Origin of the sequence: Modestobacter sp. SSW1-42, assembly GCF_046635825.1 — a bacterium.
Taxonomy (GTDB): domain Bacteria; phylum Actinomycetota; class Actinomycetes; order Mycobacteriales; family Geodermatophilaceae; genus Modestobacter.
Genome location: NZ_JBISCA010000006.1, coordinates 213,527 through 236,089 on the forward strand (window position 1 = coordinate 213,527; position 22,563 = coordinate 236,089).

Consider the following 22,563-nt stretch of genomic DNA (forward strand, 5'->3'; position numbering starts at 1 on the left):
TGCGGAGGTCGAGGACCGGCACACTGGGCGGGTGACCGAGAGCCTCGTCGAAGAGACCGGACCGGCCGACGGGTACGAGCTGCCCGCCGACGGCGGCCGTCGTCCGCTGGACCTGCTGGTCTGGGACGCGCCCAACATCGACATGACGCTGGCCAACGTCATCGGTGCGCGCCCCACCGCGGCGTCCCGGCCGCGCTTCGACGCGATCGCCGCCTGGTTCGTCGAGGGCGCCTCCGAGCCGCAGACGGAGGTGGAGGCGGCGGTCTTCGCCAACGTGCCGCCGCAGCACGCCGCCTCGCTGCAGCGCTGGGTCGAGGCGCTGCGCAGCTTCGGGTACGGCGTCTTCGCCCGGCCCAAGCTCCAGCCCGACGACGACATCGACCAGTCGATGCTCGACCACATCAGCGTCCGGGCGCACAGCCACCAGCTGCGCCGGCTCGTCGTCTTCTCCGGCGACGGCCGCAACTTCGCCGAGCCGCTGGAGGACCTCGCCCGCTCGGGCACCGAGGTCGTCGTCGTCGCCTTCAGCGAGGTCGCCGGCTATGCGATCAGCTCGGAGCTGCTCCGGTTCATCGACATCGAGGACGTCCCCGGCGCGTTCGCCGCGCCGCTGGACCGCGTCCGGCTCGACGCCCTGCCCGTCGACGGTGCCTGGCTCAAGCCGACCAAGAGCCTGCGCGACGCCGCCAGCGCCTTCACGGCCCGCAGGGGCTGAACGGCCGTGCGGTCCCCCGGCCCCGCTGGGGGCCGGAGGACGTCCCCCGGCGTCAGCGGCGGGCGAGCCGCCGGACTCCGGGCGTGTAGGCGAAGCCGTAGTAGCTGAAGACCTCGGGCTCGGACTCCGCGGGCAGCTCGCCGTCGGTGTCGATCGACGGGGCGTTCTTCGCGAGGTCCTTGCTGACCGTGACCCGGATGTGGCCGGGGGCGACCGTGGCGTCGGTCAGCGGCACGAAGGTGAGCTTGTGCCGGCCGATGAAGCCGGTGACGACGGCGGCGAAGAACGGCTGGTCGGTGGTCGTGTCGACGTAGACCGACTCCAGGGTCCCGATCTTGCTGCCGTCGGGGTCGACGACGTTGAGGGTGCGCCAGTCACGGATGTTCTCGGCCGGGAACACAGGTTCTCCTTCGATCGGCGGGCAACTGCTCCCGTGTGCCCGCTCGGCGAGGTGATCAACCCTCACGCGCCCCTGACCTGGGAATCCGGTACCCCCGGGGGGTGTTCCACCTGGTGTGATCGAGCGACGAGGAGGACGCCGTGAAGGGTGATCGGGTGGAGGTCGTCGTCGACGCGGGCGGCAGCGTCCGCACGTACGACATCGAGGCGACCCGGGCGGGCCGCCGGGTGGAGACCACGCACGGCCGCGGGATCGTGGAGGTCGCCGAGGTGACCCGCCGGGGCACGCCGGTGCGCACCGCGCGGTTCATGTCCGGCCGGGTGCTGGCGCTGGTCGAGCACCCCGCGCCACGTCCGGCCGCCGAGGACGACGCGCCCGTGACCCGGCTCCGCGCGACGGCCTGAGCGACGCCCCTCGTGCCCCCCGCCACTCGCTCGGCTCGCGGCGGGTCCCTGCACGCGGGGCGAGCGCAGGAGCTCGTGGTGATGGTCGGGCTGCAGGGGTCGGGGAAGTCGACGTGGGTGGCCGGGCACCTGGCCGGCACCCACGTCGTGGTCAGCAAGGACCACTGGCCCCGCGCCCGGCACCGGGAGGCGCGGCAGCAGCGGGTGGTCGCAGAGCTGCTCGCCGAGGGGCGCAGCGTGGTCGTGGACAACACCTCCCCGTCGGTCGCCGAGCGCGCCCCGCTGGTCGCGCTGGCCGCCGCGGCCGGGGTGCCCGCGCGGGCGGTGTTCCTCGACGTCCCGCTGGCGACCTGCCGCGCGCGCAACGACGTCCGCACCGGCTCCGCCCGCGTGCCGCTGGTCGGCCTGCACAGCGCCGCGGGCCGACTGGTCCCCCCGACGACGGCCGAGGGCTTCGTCGCGGTGACCGTCGTCCGGGACGGGCCGGGCTCCTAGACCGCCGGGCCGGAGGACGAGCGGGGACGCGGGACCGCGGCCGTCGCCATCCCCGAGGGGAGCATCGCCCAGACGTGCTTGCGGCCGGGCTCGCGGGTCCAGCCGTAGTCGACCGACAGCTGGGCGACCATCGGCAGGCCCATGCCACCGTAGGCGGGGTCGCGGTCGACGGCGGGCTGCGGCGGGGCGTCGGGGTTGCCGTCGGTCAGCACGATCAGCCAGCCGGTGGGCAGCGCGTGGATGACCGCCTCCACCGACCCGCCGCCGTGGCGCAGCGCATTGGAGCTCAGCTCCTCGAACGTCAGCAGCAGGCCCTCGCGGGCGTCCTCGGTCGAGCGCGCGGCCAGCGAGGGGTGGGCCAGGCGTGCCCGCAGGTCCATCCGCACGCGGGAGGCGTCGTGCACCGTGGGGAGCTCCCACCGCCAGATGTCACCCTCCTCGGAGGGGACGGGTGCGGAGGGCCAGACCAGTGCACTCACTCTTCGGTCCTCCCGCGGATCGGTGTCTGCGAGCACCCATCGTGGCCGACGCCGACCGCTCCTGCAGCACAGGGGGTCGCCGGGGGAGGCGTGTCGCTCAGCGGGGCGGTGCGGCCGGGCTCCCGTCGGCGTCCTCCGGAGAGGTGGCAGCGGGCCCGTCGGGGGTCTCGGGCATGCCCTGCACGTCCAGCCGCTCGAGCAGGCCGGTCAGCTCCAGCGGCCCGGTGACGATGCGGCTGGTGGCCACCACCCGCACGTGCTTGCCGGCCGCCTCGGAGTGCTGGCTGACCCAGACCAGGGCGGTGACGCCGGCCGAGCCGAAGAAGGTGACCCCGGACAGGTCGATGGTGAGCACCCGGTCGGCCGTGCGGAGGGCCTTGAGAAGGGTCGCCTGCAGCAGCGGGTTGCCGGCCGCGTCCAGCTCCCCGCGCACGTGCGCGACGACCTGACCCGCCTCGGGGCCTTCGGCCAGCGCCACGTCGAAGGGCGCCGGGTCTGCTGGCGGCCGCACGGTCTTGATGGTTCCTCCTCGTCCGTCCGGGACGTCGCGTCCCGGCTGATCCTCTGCTCCGGGGCCGGGGGAGCGGGAGGCCCGTCCTGCTCCGCTACCCCGATGGGGTGGCGCCACGCCTGCCGGGGGCGATCACGTCGAGTTCCGCCCTGGTTGCGTTCCGTCCCCAGGTTCGCGGTCAGCGGTCAGCTGTGACACCGTGACACACCCGGATGACGAGCACCGAGCCCAGGGCCGTCGTCCTGGCGCAGGAGCCGGCCTCCCGCGTGCGGCGCGCCGCGTCGCGTCGACCCCGCGCAGCCGGACGGCCGCCGGACGCCCACCGTGGCGACACGAGCGTCCCGGCCCCGGCCGGGCGGAGGAGGAGCCACCCCGGATGTGGGACTACGTGCTCGACCGGCGGGGCCAGATCGCCCTGCAGGCACTGCAGCACCTGAGCCTGGTGGTGCAGTGCGTGCTGCTCGGCACCGTCATCGCGCTGCTGGTCGCTGCGGCGGTCTACCGCAGCCCGCGGGCGACCGCGCTGGCCAACGGGGTGTCCGCGGTCGGGCTGACCATCCCGGCCTTCGCCCTGCTCGGCATCCTGCTGGCGCCCTTCGGCTTCGGCATCACCCCGGCGGTGATCGCGGTGACCTTCTACGCGGCGCTGCCGGTGCTCCGCAACGCCGTCGTCGGCCTGGCCGGCGTCGACCCCTCGCTCGTCGAGTCCGCCCGCGGCATGGGCATGAGCCGGCTGGCGACCCTGCTGCGCGTCGAGCTGCCGCTCGCCTGGCCGGTCGTGCTCGCCGGCGTCCGCACCTCCACCCAGATGGTCATGGGCATCGCCGCGATCGCGGCCTACGTGCTCGGTCCCGGGCTGGGTGGCTTCATCTTCACCGGGCTCTCCCGGCTCGGCGGCGCCAACGCCGTCAACTCCGCGCTCACCGGGACGATCGCCGTCGTCCTCCTGGCGCTCGTCCTCGACCTGCTGCTCGTGCTGGCCGGTCGCCTCACCACCCCCAGGGGGATCCGTGTCTGAGACCACGGCGCCGGCCGGCGCCACCGCCGTCGCCACCGGACGCAAGGCCAGCGGCCTGCCGATCCGGCTCGAGGGGGTCACCAAGCGGTACCCCGGCCAGGGCAAGCCGGCGGTCGACAGCGTGACGCTGGAGCTCCCCGCCGGGAAGACGACGATGTTCGTCGGCCCCTCCGGCTGCGGGAAGACCACGCTGCTGAAGATGATCAACCGGCTCATCGAGCCCACCAGCGGCAAGATCTACCTCGGCGACGAGGACGTCACCGGGCAGGACCCGGACAAGCTGCGCCGCCGGATCGGCTACGTCATCCAGGCCGGCGGCCTCTTCCCGCACATGACCGTCGGCGCCAACGTCGCGCTGGTGCCGAAGATGCTCGGCTGGGACAAGAAGCGGGTCGCCGGCCGCGTCGAGGAGCTGCTCGACCTCGTGGGGCTGGACCCGGCGACCTACCGGGACCGCTACCCGCGGGAGCTCTCCGGTGGGCAGCAGCAGCGCGTCGGGGTGGCCCGCGGGCTGGCCGCCGACCCGCCGGTGCTGCTGATGGACGAGCCGTTCGGCGCCGTCGACCCGATCACCCGCCAGCGCCTGCAGGACGAGATGCTGCGCATCCAGGACGAGCTGGGCAAGACGATCGTCTGCGTCACCCACGACTTCGACGAGGCCGTGAAGCTCGGCGACCAGATCGTGGTCTTCGACGTCGGTGCCCGGGTGGTCCAGGCCGGCACCCCCGAGGGGATCCTCGCCGACCCGGCCGAGCAGTACGTGGCCGACTTCGTGGGCGCCGGGGCCACGCTCAAGCAGCTCACCCTGGCCCGCGTCGAGGACGTCGAGCTGGCCCAGGTCACCACCGCGACCGTGGGGGACGACTCGGCGGCTGCGGTCGCCGCAGCCCGCGCGGCCGGGCAAGACTTCGTCGTCGTCCTGGACCAGCGCGGCCGGCCGGTCAGCTGGCCCACGCTCGCCGAGCTCGGCCGGACGACGTCCGTGCCGGCCACCGTCGACGCGCGGCTGCCGGTCGTCGGGCTGCGCTCGACCCTCAACGACGCGCTGGACACCATGCTGGCCGCCAGCCAGGCCGGTGTGGTCGTGATGGGCAACCGCGACAGCCTGGCCGGTGTCCTCACCATCGAGAGCGTCATGGCCGCCATCCGGCAGGCCCGCGCGGCTGTCGCCGGATGACCGCGGCGACCACCGGCCGGCCCGGCGTGGACACCGCGGGGGCCGGCGCCGCTGCCGACGCCCGTGACGCCGCCGCCCCGCAGAAGGCCCGCGGCGGCTGGCGGGCGCTGCTGGTCCAGCCCGTGCTGGTCCTGCTCGGAGTCGTCGCCTTCGTCGTCTGGCGGGCCACCGCGACGCTGAGCGAGACCGAGGCCCGTCAGCTCAACACCACCGCGCTGTGGACCAGCATCCGCGAGCACCTGTGGCTCACCGTGGTCGCGGCGGTGCTCGTGCTGCTCATCGCCATCCCGCTGGGGGTCGCGCTGACCCGCGGCCCGTTCCGGCGGCTCAGCCCGCTGGTGCTCGCCGTGGCCAACACCGGCCAGGCCGCACCGGCGATCGGGCTGTTCGTGCTGCTGGCGATGTGGCTGGGGTTCGGCTTCCGCACGACGGTCATCGGCCTGGTGCTCTACGCCGCGCTGCCGGTGCTGCGCAACACCATGGTCGGCATCCAGCAGGTCGACCCCCGGCTGGTCGAGGCCGGCCGGGGCATGGGGATGAGCGCCGCGGCCGTGCTGTTCCGGGTGGAGCTGCCGCTCGCCGTCCCGGTCATGCTCGCCGGGGCGCGCACCGCGCTGGTGCTGCTCGTGGGCACCGCGACGCTGGCCACCTTCATCGACGGTGGCGGCCTGGGCGTGCTGATCAACACCGGCATCACGCTGAACCTGAACTCGCTGCTGGTCTCCGGGGCGGTGCTGGTCGCGCTGCTGGCGCTGGCCGTCGACTGGCTCGGCCGCGTGGTCGAGCACGTCGCCCGACCGAAGGGGCTGTGATGCGCACCCGTCGCACGTACGCCGTCGTCCTGCCGCTGGTCGGCGCCCTGCTCACCGGCTGCGGTCTGCAGAGCGCCAGCACCTTCACCCCGCAGGCCTCGCCCGGCACCATCCAGCCGATCGCCGGGGTCGACGGCGCACCGATCACCGTGGGGTCGAAGAACTTCACCGAGCAGCTAGTCCTGGGCAAGATCGCCGTCATCGCGCTGCAGGTCGCCGGGTTCGAGGTCGCCGACAGCACCAGCATCCCGGGCGCCGCGCCGTCCCGGGCCGGTCAGCTGAGCGGCAAGATCGACATGCAGTGGGAGTACACCGGCACCGGCTGGCTGAACTACCTGGCCCAGCCCGAGGGGATCCCGGACCAGCAGGAGCAGTACGAGGCGGTGCGGGACGCCGACGCCGCCAACGGCATCAGCTGGCTGCCGCCGGCGGAGGCCAACAACACCTACGCGTTCGGCATCCGCAGCGAGGCGATCGGCGACCTGGGCGGCGTCGCGTCGCTGTCGGACGTGGCCGCCCTGCCGGTGGAGCAGCGCACGTTCTGCGTGGAGTCGGAGTTCGCCACCCGCAGCGACGGCTTCGAGCCGATGCTGGAGACCTACGGCATCCCGCTCGGTGACCCGCAGGGCGTGCCGCGGGAGAACGTGCGCGTCCTCGACACCGGTGCGGTCTACACCGCCACCGACCGCGGTGACTGCAACTTCGGCGAGGTCTTCACCACCGACGGCCGGCTCGAGTCCCTCGACCTGACCGTGCTGGAGGACGACCAGGGCTACTTCCCGGCGTACAACATGGCGCCGGTGGTGCTCACCGAGACGCTCCAGGAGCACCCCGAGATCGCCGACGTCTTCGCCGAGATCACCCCGCTGCTCGACGACGAGGTGATGATCGGGCTCAACGGCCGGGTCGACGTCGGCGGGGAGGACCCGGCCGACGTCGCCTACGACTGGATGCGCAGCGTCGGCCTCGTCTCGTAGGCGGAGTTCGCTCGTCGCCGTCCTGGCTCACCGTGCGTGCTCCTGGCTCACCTCCTGCCCTGAGCCAGGAGCACGCACGATCAGGTCACCTGATCCCGGACGACGCCGCGGGAGGGGGGCCTCAGTCCAGCGAGCAGAGGCGGCTGACCAGGAACTCCACCGCCGCCTCGCTGTCGACCTCCTCGGCCACCGCGACCGCCGTCTCCGCCGTGGACGGCGACCGGCGGTCGACCAGGGTCTGCCCGCGCCCGGCGCCCGGCCCGGTGTCGACGACGAGGTCCCGGCGGACGGTGCGCAGCGTGCCGGGCACGATCGCCTCGGTCAGCGCCAGCGCGTCGTGCACGACCACCCCGTCGATGCCGTAGCTGGTGCGGGCGTGGTCCAGGTACTGCCGCAGGACGGCGGCGGCCTGGGCGCCGATCGGCCCGGCCGCGGCGAACCGGGCGATGCCGGCCTCGGTGAGCACCGTGGGCAGGGTGACGTCCAGCCCGACCAGCACCGTGGGCAGGCCCGCGGCGAAGACCACCGCGGCGGCCTCGGGGTCGGCCCAGACGTTGAACTCCGCGGCCGCGGTGACGTTGCCGCCGCGGGTCGCGGACCCGCCCATGACCACCAGCCGGCCGATCCGGGCGGCGGCGTCGGGGTAGACCGAGACGAGCAGCGCGATGTTGGTCAGCGGGCCGATCGCGGCCACCGTCACCGGGCGCTCGCTGGCCATCAGCAGCTCGGCCAGCGCCACCACGGCCGGCCGCGGGTCGACCGCGGCGACCGACGGCGGCAGCACCACCCCGCCCAGCCCGGCCTCGCCGTGCACGTGCCCGGCCCGCCGCACCAGCGGCACCACCAGGGGGCTGCGCGCACCGGCGGCCACCGGGACGTCGGAGCGCCCGGCCAGGTGCAGCACCCGGAGTGCGTTCTCCGTGGTCTGCGCCAGGTCGACGTTGCCGTGCACGGTGGTCACCAGCTGCAGGTCGACCTCCGGGCTGGCGAGGGCGAGCAGCAGGGCCAGGGCGTCGTCGATGCCGGGGTCGGTGTCGACGACCAGGGGCACGGGAGCGGGGGTGTCAGCCACCCGGTCATCCCACCAGACACGGCCGACACGCCGGTGCGTCGCCCGGGCCGCCGAGGTCACCGACCGCCGAAACCGCGCTCGACCTGGCCTTTCGCGCTCGCGCTGTCGACTTGTGGCCGGGGTTGGGGTGGGTCGTCGACCGCGGGACGGGGGTCGGGCAACGGTTCGGTCACGCACCTCCCGCGGGGTGTCCCGGACGGGCTCCCGCGGCCGCCGTCGTCCGTAACTTCTCCCTCAGCCGCGGTCCCTTCCCCGACTGCGGCGCACACGAGACGGAGGCAGGCGATGGACGACCGAACGGTGCTCACCGACGCGACCGTCGCCGTCCGCACCCCGGCGGACGGCGCCGCCGACCGGCCGCAGGACCTCCTCGCCGCCGGGCACCTGGCCGCGGCCTACCGCGCCGCCGAGCGCGACGCCGCCGCCCGCTACGCCGCCGCGGCCCACGGGGACCCCGAGCACTCCCTGGGCGACCTGGCCGCCGGCTTCGCCGTCGGACTGGCCGTCGGGGTCCTGGGCCTGCGGGCGACCGGGACCCCTCCCGAGGCGGCCGCCGTGCCGCCGACCGTTCCGGCCGGACACGCCGGGTTCCCCCTGCCCGCCGGCGCCCCACCGGCCCGCCGCAGGACGTTCATCGCCCGCGCCTCCCGCTGGGGCGCCGGTCCCGGAGGCGCCCACCTGGCGTGGGGCCCCGCCCCTAGGGTGCACCGGCTCACCGAGGGCGCCGACCGGCTCCTGCCCACCGCGGCCGCCCCCGTGCGGCCGGTGGCCGCCGTCGCGCCGTCCCCGGTCACCGTCCGGACCGCCCCGGCCCGGACCGACGCCGTCGTCGTCGTCGACCCGGCCCTGGAGGAGGCGATCGCCTTCGCCACCGACCTGGGCGTCGACCTGCTGACCACGCCGGCCCGGCTCGCCCCGCGGCCCTCCCGGCTGACCGCCCCCGTGCGCGGGGTGCTCGCCCGGCTGCGCGGCCTCACCCGGGCTGCCGCCGCCTGGGGGTCCGGCCCGCACGGCGCCCACCTGGCGTGGGACCGGCCCACGCCGCCGCGGGTCCACCCGCTGACCGTCGCCGCGGAGCAGTCCCCGCCGGCCCCGGCCGGCGCGCCCCGGCCGTTCCCCGCCGACCTGCGCCACCGCGCACCCGACGGCGACGAGCCCGTGCCCCTGCGCGAGCTGCCCAGCACCCCGACCCGGTCGGCCCCGCCGCGCAGCTCCGCGCGGACCGGCGGTGTCCGCCCCGTGCTCTCTAGGGTGGCGGCATGTTCACGACTCGGCCGGAGCTCGCCGGCACGTTCGGCATGGTCGCCTCGACGCACTGGCTCGCCAGCGCCGCGGGCATGGCGACCCTCGAGGCCGGTGGCAACGCGTTCGATGCCGCGGTCGCTGCGGGACTCACCCTGCAGGTCGTCGAGCCGCACCTCAACGGGCCGGGGGGCGAGGTCCCGATCCTCTTCGCCCGGAGCCCGCGGGCAGCCTCCGGCGCGGGGGAGCCCGTCGTCCTCTCCGGGCAGGGCACCGCCCCCGCCGGCGCCACGATCGAGGCCTACAGCCAGCTGGGTCTCGACCTGGTCCCCGGCACCGGTCTCCTCGCCGCCACCGTGCCCGGCGCCCTCGGCGCCTGGCTGACCCTCCTGCGCGACCACGGCACCCTGCCGCTGGACGCCGTCCTCCGCTTCGCCATCGAGTACGCCGAGCACGGCCACCCGCTCCTGCCGCGGGTCGCCGCGACCGTCGCCTCGGTCTCCGAGCACTTCCGTTCCCACTGGCCGACCTCGGCCGCCACCTGGCTCGCCCCCGACGGAGCACTCCCCACCGCCGGCCGCCTGTTCCGCAACCCGGTCCTCGCCTCGACCTACCGCCGACTGCTCGACGCAGCGCGCGGACCCTCCCGAGAGGCGCAGATCGACGCGGCCCTGGCGGCCTGGTACCAGGGGTTCGTCGCCGAGGCGATCGACGAGTTCTCCCGGTCCGCGGTGATGGACGACTCCGGTCGTGCCCACAGCGGCTTCCTCACCGGAGCAGACCTCGCCGGCTGGCGACCGACGTACGAGCCGCCGGTCACCCTGGACTGGCGTGGGTGGACGCTCGCGAAGGCCGGGCCGTGGTCCCAGGGCCCGGCGCTGCTCCAGGCGCTCGCGATGCTGGACGGCGTCCCGGCGGCAGGGGCCGGGGCCGGGTACGCGTCGGGCGCCGCCGACGCCGACCTGGTCCACGCCAGCGCGGAGGCGGTCAAGCTGGCGATGGCCGACCGCGAGGCCTGGTACGGCGACACGGCAGAGGCACCGGTGGACGACCTGCTCTCCACCGACTACACCGCACAGCGGCGGGCGCTCATCAGCGACCGGGCCAGCACCGAGCTGCGGCCCGGCTCGCCCGGGGGGCGCCCGCCGCGGCTGCCCCGGTTCGTCACCGAGACCTCGGGCCGGGAGCGGCCGTCGGCGCAGACGATCGCCGGGGTCGGCGAGCCCACCGTCGACACCCGCGGCACGACCCGCGGCGACACCGTGCACGTCGACGTCGTCGACCGCTGGGGCAACATCGTCTCGGCCACCCCCTCGGGCGGCTGGCTGCAGAGCTCGCCGACCATCCCCTCGCTGGGCTTCCCGCTGGGCACCCGGGCGCAGATGTTCTGGCTGGAGCCCGGCCTGCCCAACTCCCTGGCCCCGGGCAAGCGGCCCCGCACCACGCTCACCCCCTCGCTGGCCCTGCGCGGCGGCGTCCCGACGATGGCCTTCGGCACGCCGGGCGGCGACCAGCAGGAGCAGTGGCAGCTGTGCTTCTGGCTGGCCCACACCCTCGGTGGGCTGGACCTGCAGGCCGCGATCGACGCGCCGGCCTGGCACACCACCAGCTTCCCGTCCTCGTTCTACCCGCGGGAGATGACGCCCGGCGAGCTGGTCGTGGAGTCCCGGCTGGGTGAGGACACGATCGCCGAGCTGCGCCGGCGGGGCCACACGGTGAGCGTCTCCGACGCCTGGTCGCTGGGCCGGATGTCGGCGGTGTCGATCGACCACGAGACGGGCGTGCTGCGTGCTGCCGCCAACCCGCGGGGCATGCAGGGCTACGCGGTCGGCCGCTGAGCAGGGCATGTGCGGCGGGCCGCGGCCCGGCCCGCCGGGCGCCTCGGGCATGATCGGTGGTGGCGGGGTGGAGCACACCGGCCCGTCGGCCGGGCAGGACGGGGTCATGATGTCGCTGCAGGACCCTGACCGGGTCGCTGCCGGCGCACGGTTCGCGGGCGTGGGCGCAGGCCCGGGCATCCAGCGGCTGGTCGACCTGGCTGCGGCGCTGCTGGGCACCCCGTCGGCCGGGGTCGCGCTGGCCGGCGAGGTGCAGACGATCGCCGGGATGTCGGGCCGGCCGGTCTGGCGGGTCGGCACCCGGCACCCACTGGAGGCCACCCTCGGCGGCACGGTCGTGGCGGCGCGGGCACCGCAGGCCCACCGCGACGTGCGCGCCGACCCCCGGGTCGCCGGGCTGCCCGTCGTCCGGGCCGGCCAGGTGGCCGGTTACCTGGGCGTGCCGCTGGTCGAGCCCTCCGGGGTGCACGTGATCGGGGTGCTGGCCGTCTCCACACCCGAGCCGCGGGACTGGACCGACGAGGACGTCGCGCTGCTGACCCGGCTCGCCGGGCCGGTGGTGTCCGAGCTGGAGCTGGCCGCGGTCAGGGCCGAGCTGGCCGGGAGCCGGCTGCGCAGCGACCTGGCCACCGAGGCCGCCGGCATCGGGGTCTTCGACCTCGACGTCGCGACGGGGCGGCTGGAGTGGGACGAGCAGATGCTCCGGATGCTCGGGTACGACCGCACCTCGTTCCCCGGCACGATCGACGCGCTGGTGGACCGGCTGCACCCCGAGGACCTCGAGCAGGTGTCCTCGACGGTCGCCGCGGTCACGGCCACGGGCGGGGACTTCCAGCTGACCTACCGGGCCGTGCTGCCGTCCGGGGAGCTGCGGTGGGTCGAGAGCCGCGGCCGGGCCCTCGCCGACGCCGGCGGGACGGTGGTGCGGCTGCTGGGCGCCGCACGGGACACCACCGACCAGCGGTCCGTGGACGCCCGCGTCGCGCGGGTGCTGGAGTCGATGCCCGCGGCCTTCTACTCGCTGGCCCGCGACTGGACGTTCAGCTACGTCAACGCCGAGGCCGAGCGGCTGCTGGGCCGGTCGCGGGAAGAGCTGCTGGGCGGGTCCCTGTGGGAGCTGTTCCCGGCGACCGTCGGCAGCGCCTTCGAAGAGCGGTACCGCGGCGCCGCGACGTCCGGGGAGCCCACCGCCTTCCAGGCCTGGTACCCCGCACCGCTGGACGGGTGGTACGAGCTGCGGGTCTGGCCGAACGCCGACGGGCTGTCGGTCTACTTCCGCGACGTGACCGAGCAGCGCCGGGCCGAGGACGCCGCCCGCCGAGAGTCCGACCGGCTGGCGCTCCTCGCGCAGGTGTCGGACACCCTGTCCACCGCGCTCATCGACCGCCGCGGCGCGGTCGGCGCGATCGAGGAGCTGACCCGCGCCGTCGTCCCCGCGCTCGGTGACTGGGCGATCTCGAGCCTGGTCGAGGAGAACGGGCGGCTGCAGGACGTGGCCAGCTGGCACCGCGACCCGGCGCTGCGGGAGACCGCCGCCCGGTACGCCCGGCTGCGGCTGGGCGCGCTGACCAACACCGCACCGATCGTGGACGCCCTGGCCACCGGCAAGGTGGTGTCGGTGCCCGACGTGGCGGCCGCGGTGGGGCACCGGCTGCCCGCGGGTGAGGTCCGGGACGCCTACTGGGCCCTGGACCCCGGCACGGCCGAGACCCTGGCCCTGGTCGCCCGGGGCAGGGTCCTGGGGGCGATGAGCATCTACCGGGGTCACGACCGGCCGCCGATGGACGCCGCGGACGCGCTCACCCTCCGAGAGGTCGCCGACCGGGTGGCGCTGGCCCTGGACAGCGCGGCGCTGCACGAGCAGGAGCGCCGGATGGCCGAGGAGCTGCAGCGCAGCCTGCTCACCGCCCCGCCCGAGCCCGACCACTCCGAGATCGCGGTGCGCTACGTCCCCGCCGTCCAGGCCGCCCAGGTGGGCGGTGACTGGTACGACGCGTTCCTCCAGCCCGGCGGCGCCACCGTGCTGGCGATCGGCGACGTGGTCGGCCACGACACGGTGGCGGCGGCCGCGATGGGCCAGCTGCGCAGCCTGCTGCGCGGCATCGCCTACAGCAGCGGGGGCGGCCCGGCCGCCGTCCTGTCCGACCTGGACCGGGCGATGGAGGGCCTGCAGGTGCACACGCTGGCCACCGCGGCGGTCGCCCGGCTGGAGCAGACGGCCGCGGAGCACGCGGCGGGCCTGACCCGGCTGCGCTGGTCCAGCGCCGGCCACCCGCCCCTGCTGGTGCACCACCCCGACGGCCGGGTCGAGGAGCTGGCGACGGAGCGCGCCGATCTGCTGCTCGGCGTCGCGCCCGAGCGCCCGCGCCGGGAACAGGTGGCCGTGCTGCAGCGGGGCGCGACCGTCCTGCTCTACACCGACGGGCTGGTCGAGGGGCCGGACCTGCCGCTGGACGACGGGGTGGCCCGGCTGCGCGCGCTGCTCGGCGAGCTCGGCGGCCTGCCGCTGGGGGAGCTGTGCGACCAGCTGCTGCGCCGGATGCGCCCGGGCGGCTCCGAGGACGACGTCGCCCTGGTCGCGGTGCGCCTGCACCCGGAGGACCGCCCCCGCCCGGCGAGCGCCGGGCCGGAGGTCGTGCCGTACACGCCGTGAGGCGGGCCGCTCAGCGGCGGGGGAGCAGCGCCCAGACGCTCTTGTGCCCGTCGGCGCTGTGCCAGCCGTGGGCGTGGGCCATCTCGGCGATCAGGTAGAGGCCGAGGCCGCCCTGGCTGGGGTCGCGCCCCACGGCGGGCTGCGGCGGCTGCTGCGCGTTCGCGTCGCGCACCTCGATCAGCCAGGCGTCGGGGGTGCGCCGGACCCGGGCCTGCACGCCACCACCGCCGTGCCGCAGCGCGTTGGAGGCCATCTCGTCGAAGGCGAGGACGACGGCCTCGTCGAGGTCGGCCGCCTCCTGGTCACCCGCGGACTCGGCGGCGAGCCCGCGGCGCAGCTGGGACCGCACCTTGGGCAGCTCGGAGACGTGTGCGAGCTCCCACGTCCAGCCGTCCTCGGCCGGTGGCGGAGGGGACGACGGCCACGCGAGGCCGGCCGACTCGCCCGTCACTCGGTCTCCTTGCGCTCTGGCCGCTGTGCACTCAACGGCGAACCCCTGTCTTGTCTCGGCAGCGGCAGCCCGAAACATGACGCGCCTGTGATGCACGACGCACGATGCAACTGCCGGGGCGACGGCGGGGTCGAGGCCGGTGAGTTCGTCCCGGGGCACCGTAGAGCACCGGTGACCTCCGCGGGGCCTCATCCCCCGGCCAGGTAGCCGGCGACGGACGCCGGGTCCCGCATGACCGGGCCCATCACGGCCACGCCGTACGCGCCGGCGGCCCGGCAGCCGGCCACGTCGGCGGGGGTGACGCCGCCGAGGGCGAACACGGGCGGGCCGAGCGGCGTCAGCCCCGCCAGCCCGGCCACGCCGAGCGTCGGCCCGTACCCCGGCTTGGACGCCGTCACCGCCAGCGGGGACAGGAACGCCCAGTCACAGCCCTCGGCCCGGGCGCGGGTCAGCTCCGCCGCCGAGTGGCAGGAGCGGCCGAGCAGCGCCGGCCGCGGCTCGGGCAGCGGGTCGGCCGCGGACAGGTGGACGGCGGCGTGCCCCGCGCTGCCGGCCGCCCCGGCCCAGACCAGCACGCCGTCCACCGGTGCCAGCAGCGCGGCGATCCGCTCGGCGAGGACGGCGCGCTCGGGCAGCGGCAGGTCCTTCTCGCGCAGCACGACCGCCCGGGCGCCGGCGTCCACGGCCGCGGCCACCGTGTCGGGGAGGCTCCTCGCGCACCGGGTGCGGTCGGTGAGCACCAGCAGCCGCGGCAGCCTCACAGCTCGGGGCGCCCGGCCATCGCCGTCGACTCCTGGGCGTGCCAGCGCCGGGGGATCCGGCCGGCACCGCGGGCGAGCCGGCCCCCCTCGACGGCCTGCCGCATGGCCAGCGCCATCCGCTCGGGGTCGCGGGCGCGGGTGACGGCGGAGGCGAGCAGCACCGCGTCGCAGCCCAGCTCCATGGCCAGGGCGGCGTCCGAGGCGGTGCCGATGCCGGCGTCGAGCACCACCGGCACGGTCACCGCCTCGCGGAGCAGCGCGATGTTGTGCGGGTTGCGGATGCCCAGCCCGCTGCCGATCGGCGAGCCCAGCGGCATCACCGCGACGCAGCCGGTGTCGGCCAGCCGCCGGCCCAGGACCGGGTCGTCGGTGGTGTAGGCGAACACCTGGAAGCCCCGGGCCACCAGCTGCTCGGCCGCGTCCAGGAGCTCGACGGCGTCGGGGAGCAGGGTCTGCTCGTCGCCGATGACCTCCAGCTTCACCCAGTCGGTCCCGAACGCCTCCCGGGCCAGCTCGGCGGTGCGCACCGCCTCGCGGGCGGTCATGCAGCCGGCGGTGTTGGGCAGCAGCCGGACGCCGACCCGGTCCAGCACCTGCATCATCGCGTTGCCGGCGACGGCCTCGACGCGGCGCAGCGCGACGGTCACCAGCTGGGTGCCCGAGGCGCGCACCACCCGCTCCAGGCTGTCCATGCTGGGCAGCCCGCCGGTGCCCAGCACCAGCCGGGACGTGAAGGTGGCCCCGGCGATGGTGAACGGGTCGCCGGCCTCCTCGCGCGCCAGTGCCGGCGCGAGCTCGTCGGTCAGTTCGGGTGTCGTCAAGGGTCAGCCTCCTGCGGTGGGGGCGAGCACCTCGACGGCGTCGCCGGGGGAGAGCCGGGTGGCGGCCCAGGTGCTGCGCGGGACGACGTCGCCGTTGCGGGCCACGGCGACGCGGTCGTGGCCGCCGCTGCGCTGGGCGACCAGGTCGGCGACGGTGGCGTGCTCGGGCAGGTCGACGGGCGAGCCGTTGACGGTGAGGTTCACGTCGTCCTCTCGAAGCGGTCGGCGGTGAAGGGAGCGGCGAGGTCGGGGACCTCGCCGGTCGTCAGGTACTCGGCGACGACGTCGCCGGTCACCGGGGTCAGCAGGACGCCGTTGCGGTGGTGCCCGGTCGCGAGCACCAGGCCCGGCATCCCCGAGGGCCCCAGCAGCGGGGCGTTGTCCGCGGTGCCGGGCCGCCAGCGGGCCAGCGTCTCCACCAGCTCCAGCTCGGTCACCCCGGGCACGACCTCGATGGCGTCGTGCAGCAGGTCGTGCACCCCGCCGGCGGTGACGGTGGCGTCGAAGCCGCGGTCCTCGGTGGTCGCGCCGATGATCAGCCCGTCGCCGGCGTAGGGCACCAGGTAGACGTGCCGGCCCCGCACCAGCGCCCGCACGGTGCCCTCGAGCAGCCCCTCGGCGCCGGCCAGCCGGAGGATCTGGCCCTTCACCGGGCGCACCGGCAGCGGCGGGACGCCGGGCAGCCCGCCGCTGTGCGCACCCAGGGCCAGCACCACCGAGCCGGCGGTCAGCTCGCGGCCGCCGTCCAGGACCACCCCGGTGGCCCGGCCGGCGTCGACCCGCAGCTCGCGCACCCGGGCGTGGAGCACCTCGACGCCGGTGCCCTCGGCGGCGCAGAGCAGCCCGGCGTGCAGGGCGCGGCCGTCGACGGAGTGGTCGCCGTCGACGGCCAGGCCGCCGCGCACCCGCGGGGTGAGCGAGGGCTCGCGGCGGCGGGTCTCGCGCGGGGTGAGCCGCTCGGCGGCCAGGCCCAGCTCGCGCTGGTAGCCGTGCAGCGCGTCGAGCTCGCGCACGTCGTCCTCGTCGAAGCCCACGACGAGGGTGCCCACGGTCCGCAGCCCCACCGGCCGGCCGCCGGCGGCCTCGACCTCCGCGGCGAAGTCGGGGTAGCGCCGGAGCGAGGTCAGGCAGAGCCGGAGCAGGTCGGTCTCGCCGTAGGCGGCCTCGGTGACCGGGGCGAGCATGCCGGCCGCGGCCTGGGAGGCGCCCGCGCCGGGGGACTCGTCGACGACGGTCACCGACAGGCCGCGCTGCGCCGCCCGCCAGGCGACCGACAGGCCGATCAGCCCACCCCCGGCGACCACGACGTCGGTGGAACCCACGGCTGCTCCCAACGCCGGCATTACCCGGCAGGTCCAGGCGGTCGGCGGCCCGTCAGCCGCCCTCTCAGCCCGGTCCCGCCGAGCTCCCGCACACGGCCTCGAGCCGTGCCCGGCCACCATAGCCCGGGTCCGTAGGGTGCTCTCCGTGCCTTTCCAGGACGGGACCGTCCGGTGACCGACGAGCCGCTGCTGGCCACCGACGGGCTGTCGGTCGGCTACGGCGGGGAGCCGGTCTGCGCGCCGGTGTCCCTGGCCATGCTGCCGGGCACCGCGGTGGGGCTCGTCGGGCCCAACGGTGCGGGCAAGTCCACGGTCTTGCAGACGATGGTCGGCCTGCTGCCCGCGCTGGCCGGCACGGTGACCTTCGCCGGGCAGCCGGTCGACGAGCGCTCCGCGGACTTCCGTCGCGCGGTCGCCGGCGTGCTCGACGACGACGCCTTCTTCCCCTCGCTGACCGGTGCCGAGCACCTGCTGCTCACCGCCCGGGCGCACGGCGTCGCCGACGCGGAGCAGGTCGTGGCCGACGAGCTGGCCACCTTCGGGCTCACCGAGCGGGCCGGTGCGCTGCCCTCGGCGCTGTCCTCGGGGCAGCGGCGGCGGCTCGCGCTGGCCGGTGCGCTGGTGCGGCCCGCCCGGATGCTGGTGCTCGACGAGCCGGAGCGGCGGCTGGACACCGCCATGCGCCGCGCCCTGGCCGACCGGCTGGCCGGGCTGGTGGCCGACGGCGCGACGGTCCTGTTCGCCTCCCACGACCCGGCCTTCCTGGGCACGCTCGCCGACGCGGTGCTGGTGGTCGCCGACGACGAGTGCCGGCTGGTCGAGCCCGCGGACGCCGTCGCCGGGCTGCGCGAGGGATGACCGTGCCGGTCCTGGCCCGGACGGCGGAGGAGTGGGACGGCGCCGCCGTCCGCCGGTTCACCCGGCGGGCCACCGCCGCCCGGGCCGACACCCGCTGGTGGACCCGGCTCGGCGACCTGACCTCCGGGCTGACCTCGGCCGCGATCGCGGTGGCGGTGTGCGGTGGGCTCGTCTCCGGGCTCCGTGAGCAGATCGCCGCGCGGCCGCCGGTCTCCTCGGCGGTGCTGCCGGGCGGGCTGGCCGCGACCGCGGTCGCGGTCGCCGTGGCGGCCGGGCTCGTCGCCCTGTTCGCCCGGCTCGGGCCGGTCAGCGCGACCCCGGGGGTGGCCGCCTGGTGGCTGCCGCTGCCGGCCGGCCGCCGGGGGCTGCTGCGCGGGGAGCTGCGCCGGGGGCTCGGGCTGGCCGTCGCCGCGGCGGTGGGAGTCGCGCTGCCGGTGGTGCTGACGGGGACCCGCACGCCCGGCGGGGTGCTCACCGGGGTCGCCGCCGGCGGCCTGCTCGCAGCGGTCGCGGTCGGTGCGCTCGTCGTCCGGCAGGCCGGGGGCGGCACCCGCTGGGTGCCCGCCGCCGCCGGGGGCGCGGTGGCGGCCGCGCTGGTCGGCCCGCCGGTGCTGGGCTGCGTCGCCGCGGCGTCCGGTGCCCGGGTGCCCTGGCCGACTACACCGGCCCTGCCCTGGGCGGCGGCCGGGGCGCTGCTGCTGGTGCTGCTCGCCGCTGCCGTGGCAGCGGTCGCGCTCGCCGACCGCCGGCTGGAGGAGCTGTCGGCGGCGGCGCTGCGCGCGTCGGGGGAGACCGTGCAGTACGCCACCGCCTCGGTGTTCTCCCTCGACACCCGGGAGATCGGCCGGGCCCTGCGCAGCCCGGTCCGCCGTCCGCGCCGGGCGCTGCGCTGGCGGTGGGTGCACCGGGCCGAGCACGCCGTCGTCGCCGGTGACCTGGCGGTGCTGGCGCGCTCCCCGTGGCGCTGGGGTCAGCTGGCGGTCGGTGCGGCGCTGCCGGTGCTCGCCGCCCGCACGCAGGGGGTGGGCGAGCTGCCCGCGCTGGTGGCGGTCGCCGTCGTCCTGGGCTGGTGGACCGCGGCCACGGCGGTGGGGGAGCCCAGCCGCCGGGCGTCGTCCGCACCGGGTGCCGACCGGTCGCTGCCCCTGGCCGCCGCTATGGTGGTCCGGTGCCGGGCGCTGGTGCCGGTCGCCGTCCTGGTCGTCGTCCTGGGGGTCTCCGCGCTGCTGGTCGGGCAGGGCACCGGGTCACCCCTGACCTGGCTGCTGCTGGGCGTGGCGGCGGCTCCGGCGTGGGCGGGGGCGGCGGTGCGCGCCGGCTACCGGCCCGACCTGGACTGGTCGGGGCCGGTGGTCTCCTCGCCGATGGGCGCGCTGCCGGTGGGGGTGGGCTCGACGCTGGTGCGCGGACCGGACGTCGGGGTGCTGGGCACCGTCCCGGTCGGGCTGGCCCTGCTGCTCGGCGCGGTGCCGGCATGGCTCGTCGGCGCCTCGCTCGCCTGGTCGCTGGCGCTCGTCGCCCTCGCGGTCGGGACCGCCCAGCAGCGCGACTGACCCACCGCGGTCAGCCGAGGACGGCGTCCCAGTGGCCGGTGAGCACGCTCCCCGTGACCGCCGCGGCGCAGACCAGCACCACACCGACGACGAACGCGGTGTCCAGCGGGCGCCACTGCGAGCCGCGGGCGTTGGTGCGGGCGGTGCCGGAGTCGAAGCCGCGGGCGTCCATCGCCGTGGCCAGCCGGGTGCCCCGCCGGATGGCTCCCACCAGCAGCGCGAACGACGTGCTCGCCAGCAGCCGCGCGTGGGCGAGCGGGTTCATGCCGGCGTCCACCCCGCGGGCGCGGCGGGCCAGCCGGATCGTCTCGAACTCCGTGGCCAGCAGCGGCACCAGCCGCAGCGCGGCCAGTGCGCCGTAGGTGAACCGGGTCGGCACCCGCCAGTGCAGGGTGAGCGCGTCGGCCAGCCGCACCGGGTCGGTCGAGGCGACGAGCAGGATGCCCGGCAGCGACAGCGCGACCACCCGTAGCCCCCAGGTCGCGCCGCTGACCCAGGCGTCCGCACCGGACAGCGACCCGAACGCCACGTTGACCCAGGCCACCCCCAGCGCGCTGAGCAGCAGCGGCCAGGTGCGCCGCAGCACGTCGCCCGGGCGGGTCAGCCCGGCGGCCGGCAGCAGCGCGAGCTCCGCGGCCAGCAGCACCGCCGGGGTGACCAGGTCGCCGCTGACCAGCAGGACGACGGTGACGACGACGATCGCCGACAGCTGGGCGACCGGGTTGACCGCCGACAGCGGGACCGGGCGGGCCGGGCCGAGCGCCAGGGGCAGGCTCACGCGGCCACCGCCTGGCCCAGCGCCAGCACGTCGTCGGCGAGCGCGGTGACCACGTCGGCGTCGTGGGTGACCAGGCACAGCGCCCGGTCGCCGTCCTGCTGCTCGGCCAGCAGCGCGACCAGCTCGGCCCAGGTCTCGCGGTCCTGGCCGAAGGTGGGTTCGTCGAGCACCAGCACCCGCGGGGCGGTGGCCAGTGCGGTCGCCACCGACAGTCGCCGCTGCTGGCCGCCGGAGAGGGTGAACGGGTTGGCCTCGGCGAGCGCGGCCAGCCCGAGCCGCTCCATCAGCTCCTCGGCCCGCGCGGTGTCGCCGGCGCCCAGGGACAGCTCGTCGCGCACCCGGCCGGTGAGGAACTGGTGCTCGGGCTGCTGGAACACCGTGCCGATCCGCTGCACCAGCTCACCGGCCCGCCACCGGTGCGGCGGGCGCTCCAGACGGCGCAGCCCCGCGGTGAGCGCCGGTCCCGCGGTGACCCGGCCGGTGGTGGGCGCCCGCAGCCCGGCCAGCAGCAGCGCCAGCGTCGACTTGCCGGTGCCGTTCGGGCCGGTGACGGCCAGCGTCCGGCCCGCGCGCAGGACGACGTCGATGGGCCGCAGCCCGGGGACGTCGCTGCCGCGGTGGGTGTACCCGGCGGCCTCGGTGGCCAGCAGCTGCTCGCCGGGGGAGTGCTGCCGCCGCGCCGGCAGTCGCGGGGGCGCGGGCCGCCAGCCGGCCCCGTGCTCGACGGTGCCGCCGCCGGGCAGCAGCTCGACCACCCGGTCGACCAGCGGCAGCCACGATTCCACGTCGTGGTCGACCACCACCAGGGTGGCGTCCCGGGCGCCGACCGCGCGGAGCACCGCGGCGCGCACCTGGGCGGCGCCGTCGGGGTCGAGCTGGGCGGTCGGCTCGTCGAGCAGCAGCAGCCCCGGGCGGGTGGCCAGCGCACCGGCCAGCACCAGTCGCTGCTTCTGCCCGCCGGACAGCGCGGCGGTCGCCCGGTCGCGGCCGAGGTCGAAGCCCACGGCGTCCAGGGCCGCGTCGACCGCCGGCCAGATCAGCGCCGGCGCGGTGCCGGTGTTCTCCAGCCCGAAGGCCACGTCGTCCCCGGCCCGGGTCATCACCAGCTGGGAGTCCGGGTCCTGGAAGACCATGCCGACCCGCTGCCGCCGCCGGTCCGGCACGGCGCCGTCGACGGTCAGCTCACCCGCGGGGTCGCCGGCTTCCGGGTCCAGCAGGCCACCGAGGGCCCGCAGCAAGGTCGACTTCCCGGAGCCGGAGGCCCCGGTGAGCAGCACGCGCTCACCGGGGGCCACCGTCAGGTCGACGTCCTGCACCGCCCAGGCCCGGCGGGTGGCGTGCCGGAAGCCCCAGCCGGCCAGCCGCACTGCGACCGGGGTCACCGGGCCGGCCTCGCCTGGGGGGCGAGGTCCTCCTTCACACGCGGGTGCGGCCGGCGGTGAACGAGGACAGCGCGCCGCTGGCGCGCAGTGCGCGGGTCAGCGCCATGCCGCCGACGCCGGCGATCACCACGGTGCTGCTGACGACCAGGAGCAGGTAGACGGTCTTCCAGGCCGCCGTCCAGTCCGGGTAGTAGTAGCCGAAGTCCAGGAAGGTGGCGGCCAGCCCGGCCAGCGCCGCGGCCAGCAGCGCCTGCAGCCAGCCGAAGCGGCGGTAGCGGAACGCGGCGAAGCCCAGCTCGGCGGCCAGGCCCTGCAGCAGGCCGTAGAGGACGACGGTGCTGCCGAAGTGCGAGCCCAACAGCGCCTCGACGACGGCGCCGATCAGCTCGGCGAACACCGCGGCGCCCGGCTTGCGGACGACGAGCGGCGCGACCACCGCGGGCAGCAGGAAGACGCCGTAGAGCACCGCCTGGGCGGGCGGGAAGCCGGCGAAGGCGGGTCCCGTGGCCGAGAAGACCAGGGCCCACAGCCAGAAGACGAGGCCGAAGGCGACGCCCAGCACGGCGGTGACGATGATGTCGACGGTGCGCCAGGACGTCGTCCCGGGGGCAGCGTCGATCGGTCGGACGGCCTTCTCGGCCATGGTGCTCCTCCAGACTCCCTGCGCCGGCATGACCCGGATCAGGTTCGAGGGTCTGCGGTTGCCCGCACTCTCAGCGCCGAGGCGCTCCCCTGTCGTGTGTGTGGCAGGAGCCTAGACCGCCGCCGCCCGACCGCGCGGGTCGAGCCACCGCGCCGACCGGTGCGCCGCCGCGGGACCCGGCCCACCGGTCGGCAGGGTGGC

23 protein-coding genes and 1 riboswitch are annotated in these 22,563 nt (G+C 76.4%); of the genes, 11 read left to right on the plus strand and 12 right to left on the minus strand.

Annotated features, from left to right (window positions below; all coding sequences use genetic code 11):
* The first annotated feature begins 31 nt into the window (after positions 1–31).
* Complete coding sequence (locus ACGBYP_RS20260; protein WP_411587065.1) at positions 32–715, plus strand: NYN domain-containing protein; 684 nt, start codon at positions 32–34, stop codon at positions 713–715.
* 52 nt (positions 716–767) lie between these two features.
* Here the strand turns inward: ACGBYP_RS20260 and ACGBYP_RS20265 are convergent, their stop codons facing one another.
* Positions 768–1,115 carry a PRC-barrel domain-containing protein gene (locus tag ACGBYP_RS20265; protein ID WP_411587066.1) on the minus strand — a complete coding sequence of 116 codons (348 nt, stop codon included), beginning with the start codon at positions 1,113–1,115 and terminating at the stop codon, positions 768–770.
* Between the two features lie 140 nt (positions 1,116–1,255).
* Here ACGBYP_RS20265 and ACGBYP_RS20270 point away from each other — a divergent pair, with 140 nt between their 5' ends.
* Both ACGBYP_RS20270 and ACGBYP_RS20275 read left to right on the plus strand, forming a co-directional pair.
* Positions 1,256–1,519 carry a hypothetical protein gene (locus ACGBYP_RS20270; RefSeq protein WP_411587067.1) on the plus strand — a complete coding sequence of 88 codons (264 nt, stop codon included), beginning with the start codon at positions 1,256–1,258 and terminating at the stop codon, positions 1,517–1,519.
* An 81-nt stretch (positions 1,520–1,600) separates the two neighbouring features.
* Positions 1,601–2,014, plus strand: coding sequence for an AAA family ATPase (locus ACGBYP_RS20275; protein WP_411587070.1), 414 nt, complete (start codon positions 1,601–1,603; stop codon positions 2,012–2,014).
* Here the strand turns inward: ACGBYP_RS20275 and ACGBYP_RS20280 are convergent.
* Entirely contained in the window at positions 2,011–2,493 is a 483-nt protein-coding gene (locus ACGBYP_RS20280; RefSeq protein WP_411587071.1) for an ATP-binding protein, read from the minus strand. The two genes, ACGBYP_RS20275 and ACGBYP_RS20280, sit on opposite strands and share 4 nt — an antisense overlap.
* A 97-nt stretch (positions 2,494–2,590) precedes the next feature.
* Positions 2,591–3,004 carry an STAS domain-containing protein gene (locus ACGBYP_RS20285; protein WP_411587074.1) on the minus strand — a complete coding sequence of 138 codons (414 nt, stop codon included), beginning with the start codon at positions 3,002–3,004 and terminating at the stop codon, positions 2,591–2,593.
* 376 nt (positions 3,005–3,380) lie between these two features.
* Here ACGBYP_RS20285 and ACGBYP_RS20290 point away from each other — a divergent pair, with 376 nt between their 5' ends.
* From ACGBYP_RS20290 to ACGBYP_RS20305, 4 genes are read left to right on the plus strand one after another with little or no spacing between them, the layout of a single operon-like run.
* Positions 3,381–4,022 carry an ABC transporter permease gene (locus tag ACGBYP_RS20290; RefSeq protein ID WP_411587076.1) on the plus strand — a complete coding sequence of 214 codons (642 nt, stop codon included), beginning with the start codon at positions 3,381–3,383 and terminating at the stop codon, positions 4,020–4,022.
* Positions 4,015–5,199 (plus strand): ABC transporter ATP-binding protein, encoded by a 1,185-nt coding sequence (locus tag ACGBYP_RS20295; protein ID WP_411587077.1) that lies wholly within the window; start codon positions 4,015–4,017, stop codon positions 5,197–5,199. The genes ACGBYP_RS20290 and ACGBYP_RS20295 overlap by 8 nt, the downstream gene beginning before the upstream one ends.
* Positions 5,196–6,011 carry an ABC transporter permease gene (locus ACGBYP_RS20300; protein ID WP_411587078.1) on the plus strand — a complete coding sequence of 272 codons (816 nt, stop codon included), beginning with the start codon at positions 5,196–5,198 and terminating at the stop codon, positions 6,009–6,011. Before ACGBYP_RS20295 ends, ACGBYP_RS20300 begins: the two co-directional genes overlap by 4 nt.
* Complete coding sequence (locus ACGBYP_RS20305) at positions 6,011–6,988, plus strand: glycine betaine ABC transporter substrate-binding protein (RefSeq protein WP_411587080.1); 978 nt, start codon at positions 6,011–6,013, stop codon at positions 6,986–6,988. The genes ACGBYP_RS20300 and ACGBYP_RS20305 overlap by 1 nt, the downstream gene beginning before the upstream one ends.
* A 121-nt stretch (positions 6,989–7,109) precedes the next feature.
* On the opposite strand, the gene ACGBYP_RS20310 is transcribed toward ACGBYP_RS20305, so the two are convergent.
* Positions 7,110–8,060 (minus strand): nucleoside hydrolase, encoded by a 951-nt coding sequence (locus ACGBYP_RS20310; RefSeq protein ID WP_411587082.1) that lies wholly within the window; start codon positions 8,058–8,060, stop codon positions 7,110–7,112.
* Positions 8,061–9,319: 1,259 nt separating this feature from the next.
* Here ACGBYP_RS20310 and ACGBYP_RS20315 point away from each other — a divergent pair.
* Together ACGBYP_RS20315 and ACGBYP_RS20320 are read left to right on the plus strand one after the other, a co-directional pair.
* Positions 9,320–11,140, plus strand: coding sequence for a gamma-glutamyltransferase family protein (locus tag ACGBYP_RS20315; RefSeq protein WP_411587083.1), 1,821 nt, complete (start codon positions 9,320–9,322; stop codon positions 11,138–11,140).
* A gap of 160 nt (positions 11,141–11,300) precedes the next feature.
* Positions 11,301–13,793: a SpoIIE family protein phosphatase gene (locus ACGBYP_RS20320; RefSeq protein ID WP_411587085.1), complete on the plus strand. Its 2,493-nt coding sequence runs from the start codon at positions 11,301–11,303 to the stop codon at positions 13,791–13,793.
* A gap of 10 nt (positions 13,794–13,803) precedes the next feature.
* Here the strand turns inward: ACGBYP_RS20320 and ACGBYP_RS20325 are convergent, their stop codons facing one another.
* From ACGBYP_RS20325 to thiO, 5 genes are all read right to left on the minus strand, one after another.
* The gene (locus tag ACGBYP_RS20325) at positions 13,804–14,244 is read right to left on the minus strand and encodes an ATP-binding protein (protein WP_411587086.1); all 441 of its coding nucleotides are present in this window, start codon (positions 14,242–14,244) and stop codon (positions 13,804–13,806) included.
* Between the two features lie 188 nt (positions 14,245–14,432).
* Entirely contained in the window at positions 14,433–15,005 is a 573-nt protein-coding gene (locus ACGBYP_RS20330) for a thiamine phosphate synthase (RefSeq protein ID WP_411587088.1), read from the minus strand.
* Entirely contained in the window at positions 15,002–15,787 is a 786-nt protein-coding gene (locus tag ACGBYP_RS20335; protein ID WP_411587259.1) for a thiazole synthase, read from the minus strand. The genes ACGBYP_RS20330 and ACGBYP_RS20335 overlap by 4 nt, the downstream gene beginning before the upstream one ends.
* Positions 15,788–15,829: 42 nt before the next feature.
* Positions 15,830–16,030, minus strand: coding sequence for a sulfur carrier protein ThiS (thiS, locus tag ACGBYP_RS20340; RefSeq protein WP_411587090.1), 201 nt, complete (start codon positions 16,028–16,030; stop codon positions 15,830–15,832).
* Positions 16,027–17,148, minus strand: coding sequence for a glycine oxidase ThiO (gene thiO / locus ACGBYP_RS20345; protein ID WP_411587092.1), 1,122 nt, complete (start codon positions 17,146–17,148; stop codon positions 16,027–16,029). The genes thiS and thiO overlap by 4 nt, the downstream gene beginning before the upstream one ends.
* 171 nt (positions 17,149–17,319) lie before the next feature.
* Here thiO and ACGBYP_RS20350 point away from each other — a divergent pair, with 171 nt between their 5' ends.
* Together ACGBYP_RS20350 and ACGBYP_RS20355 are read left to right on the plus strand one after the other, a co-directional pair.
* Complete coding sequence (locus tag ACGBYP_RS20350) at positions 17,320–18,006, plus strand: ATP-binding cassette domain-containing protein (protein ID WP_411587094.1); 687 nt, start codon at positions 17,320–17,322, stop codon at positions 18,004–18,006.
* Positions 18,003–19,559 carry a DUF6297 family protein gene (locus ACGBYP_RS20355; RefSeq protein WP_411587096.1) on the plus strand — a complete coding sequence of 519 codons (1,557 nt, stop codon included), beginning with the start codon at positions 18,003–18,005 and terminating at the stop codon, positions 19,557–19,559. The genes ACGBYP_RS20350 and ACGBYP_RS20355 overlap by 4 nt, the downstream gene beginning before the upstream one ends.
* A gap of 10 nt (positions 19,560–19,569) precedes the next feature.
* On the opposite strand, the gene ACGBYP_RS20360 is transcribed toward ACGBYP_RS20355, so the two are convergent.
* The 3 genes from ACGBYP_RS20360 to ACGBYP_RS20370 form a co-directional block, all read right to left on the minus strand.
* Positions 19,570–20,337: an energy-coupling factor transporter transmembrane component T family protein gene (locus ACGBYP_RS20360; protein ID WP_411587097.1), complete on the minus strand. Its 768-nt coding sequence runs from the start codon at positions 20,335–20,337 to the stop codon at positions 19,570–19,572.
* Positions 20,334–21,719, minus strand: coding sequence for an ABC transporter ATP-binding protein (locus ACGBYP_RS20365; RefSeq protein WP_411587099.1), 1,386 nt, complete (start codon positions 21,717–21,719; stop codon positions 20,334–20,336). The genes ACGBYP_RS20360 and ACGBYP_RS20365 overlap by 4 nt, the downstream gene beginning before the upstream one ends.
* Positions 21,720–21,753: 34 nt before the next feature.
* Positions 21,754–22,362: an ECF transporter S component gene (locus ACGBYP_RS20370; protein WP_411587100.1), complete on the minus strand. Its 609-nt coding sequence runs from the start codon at positions 22,360–22,362 to the stop codon at positions 21,754–21,756.
* Positions 22,361–22,463: riboswitch (TPP riboswitch) on the minus strand. Its footprint overlaps the gene before it by 2 nt.
* Positions 22,464–22,563: the final 100 nt, after the last annotated feature.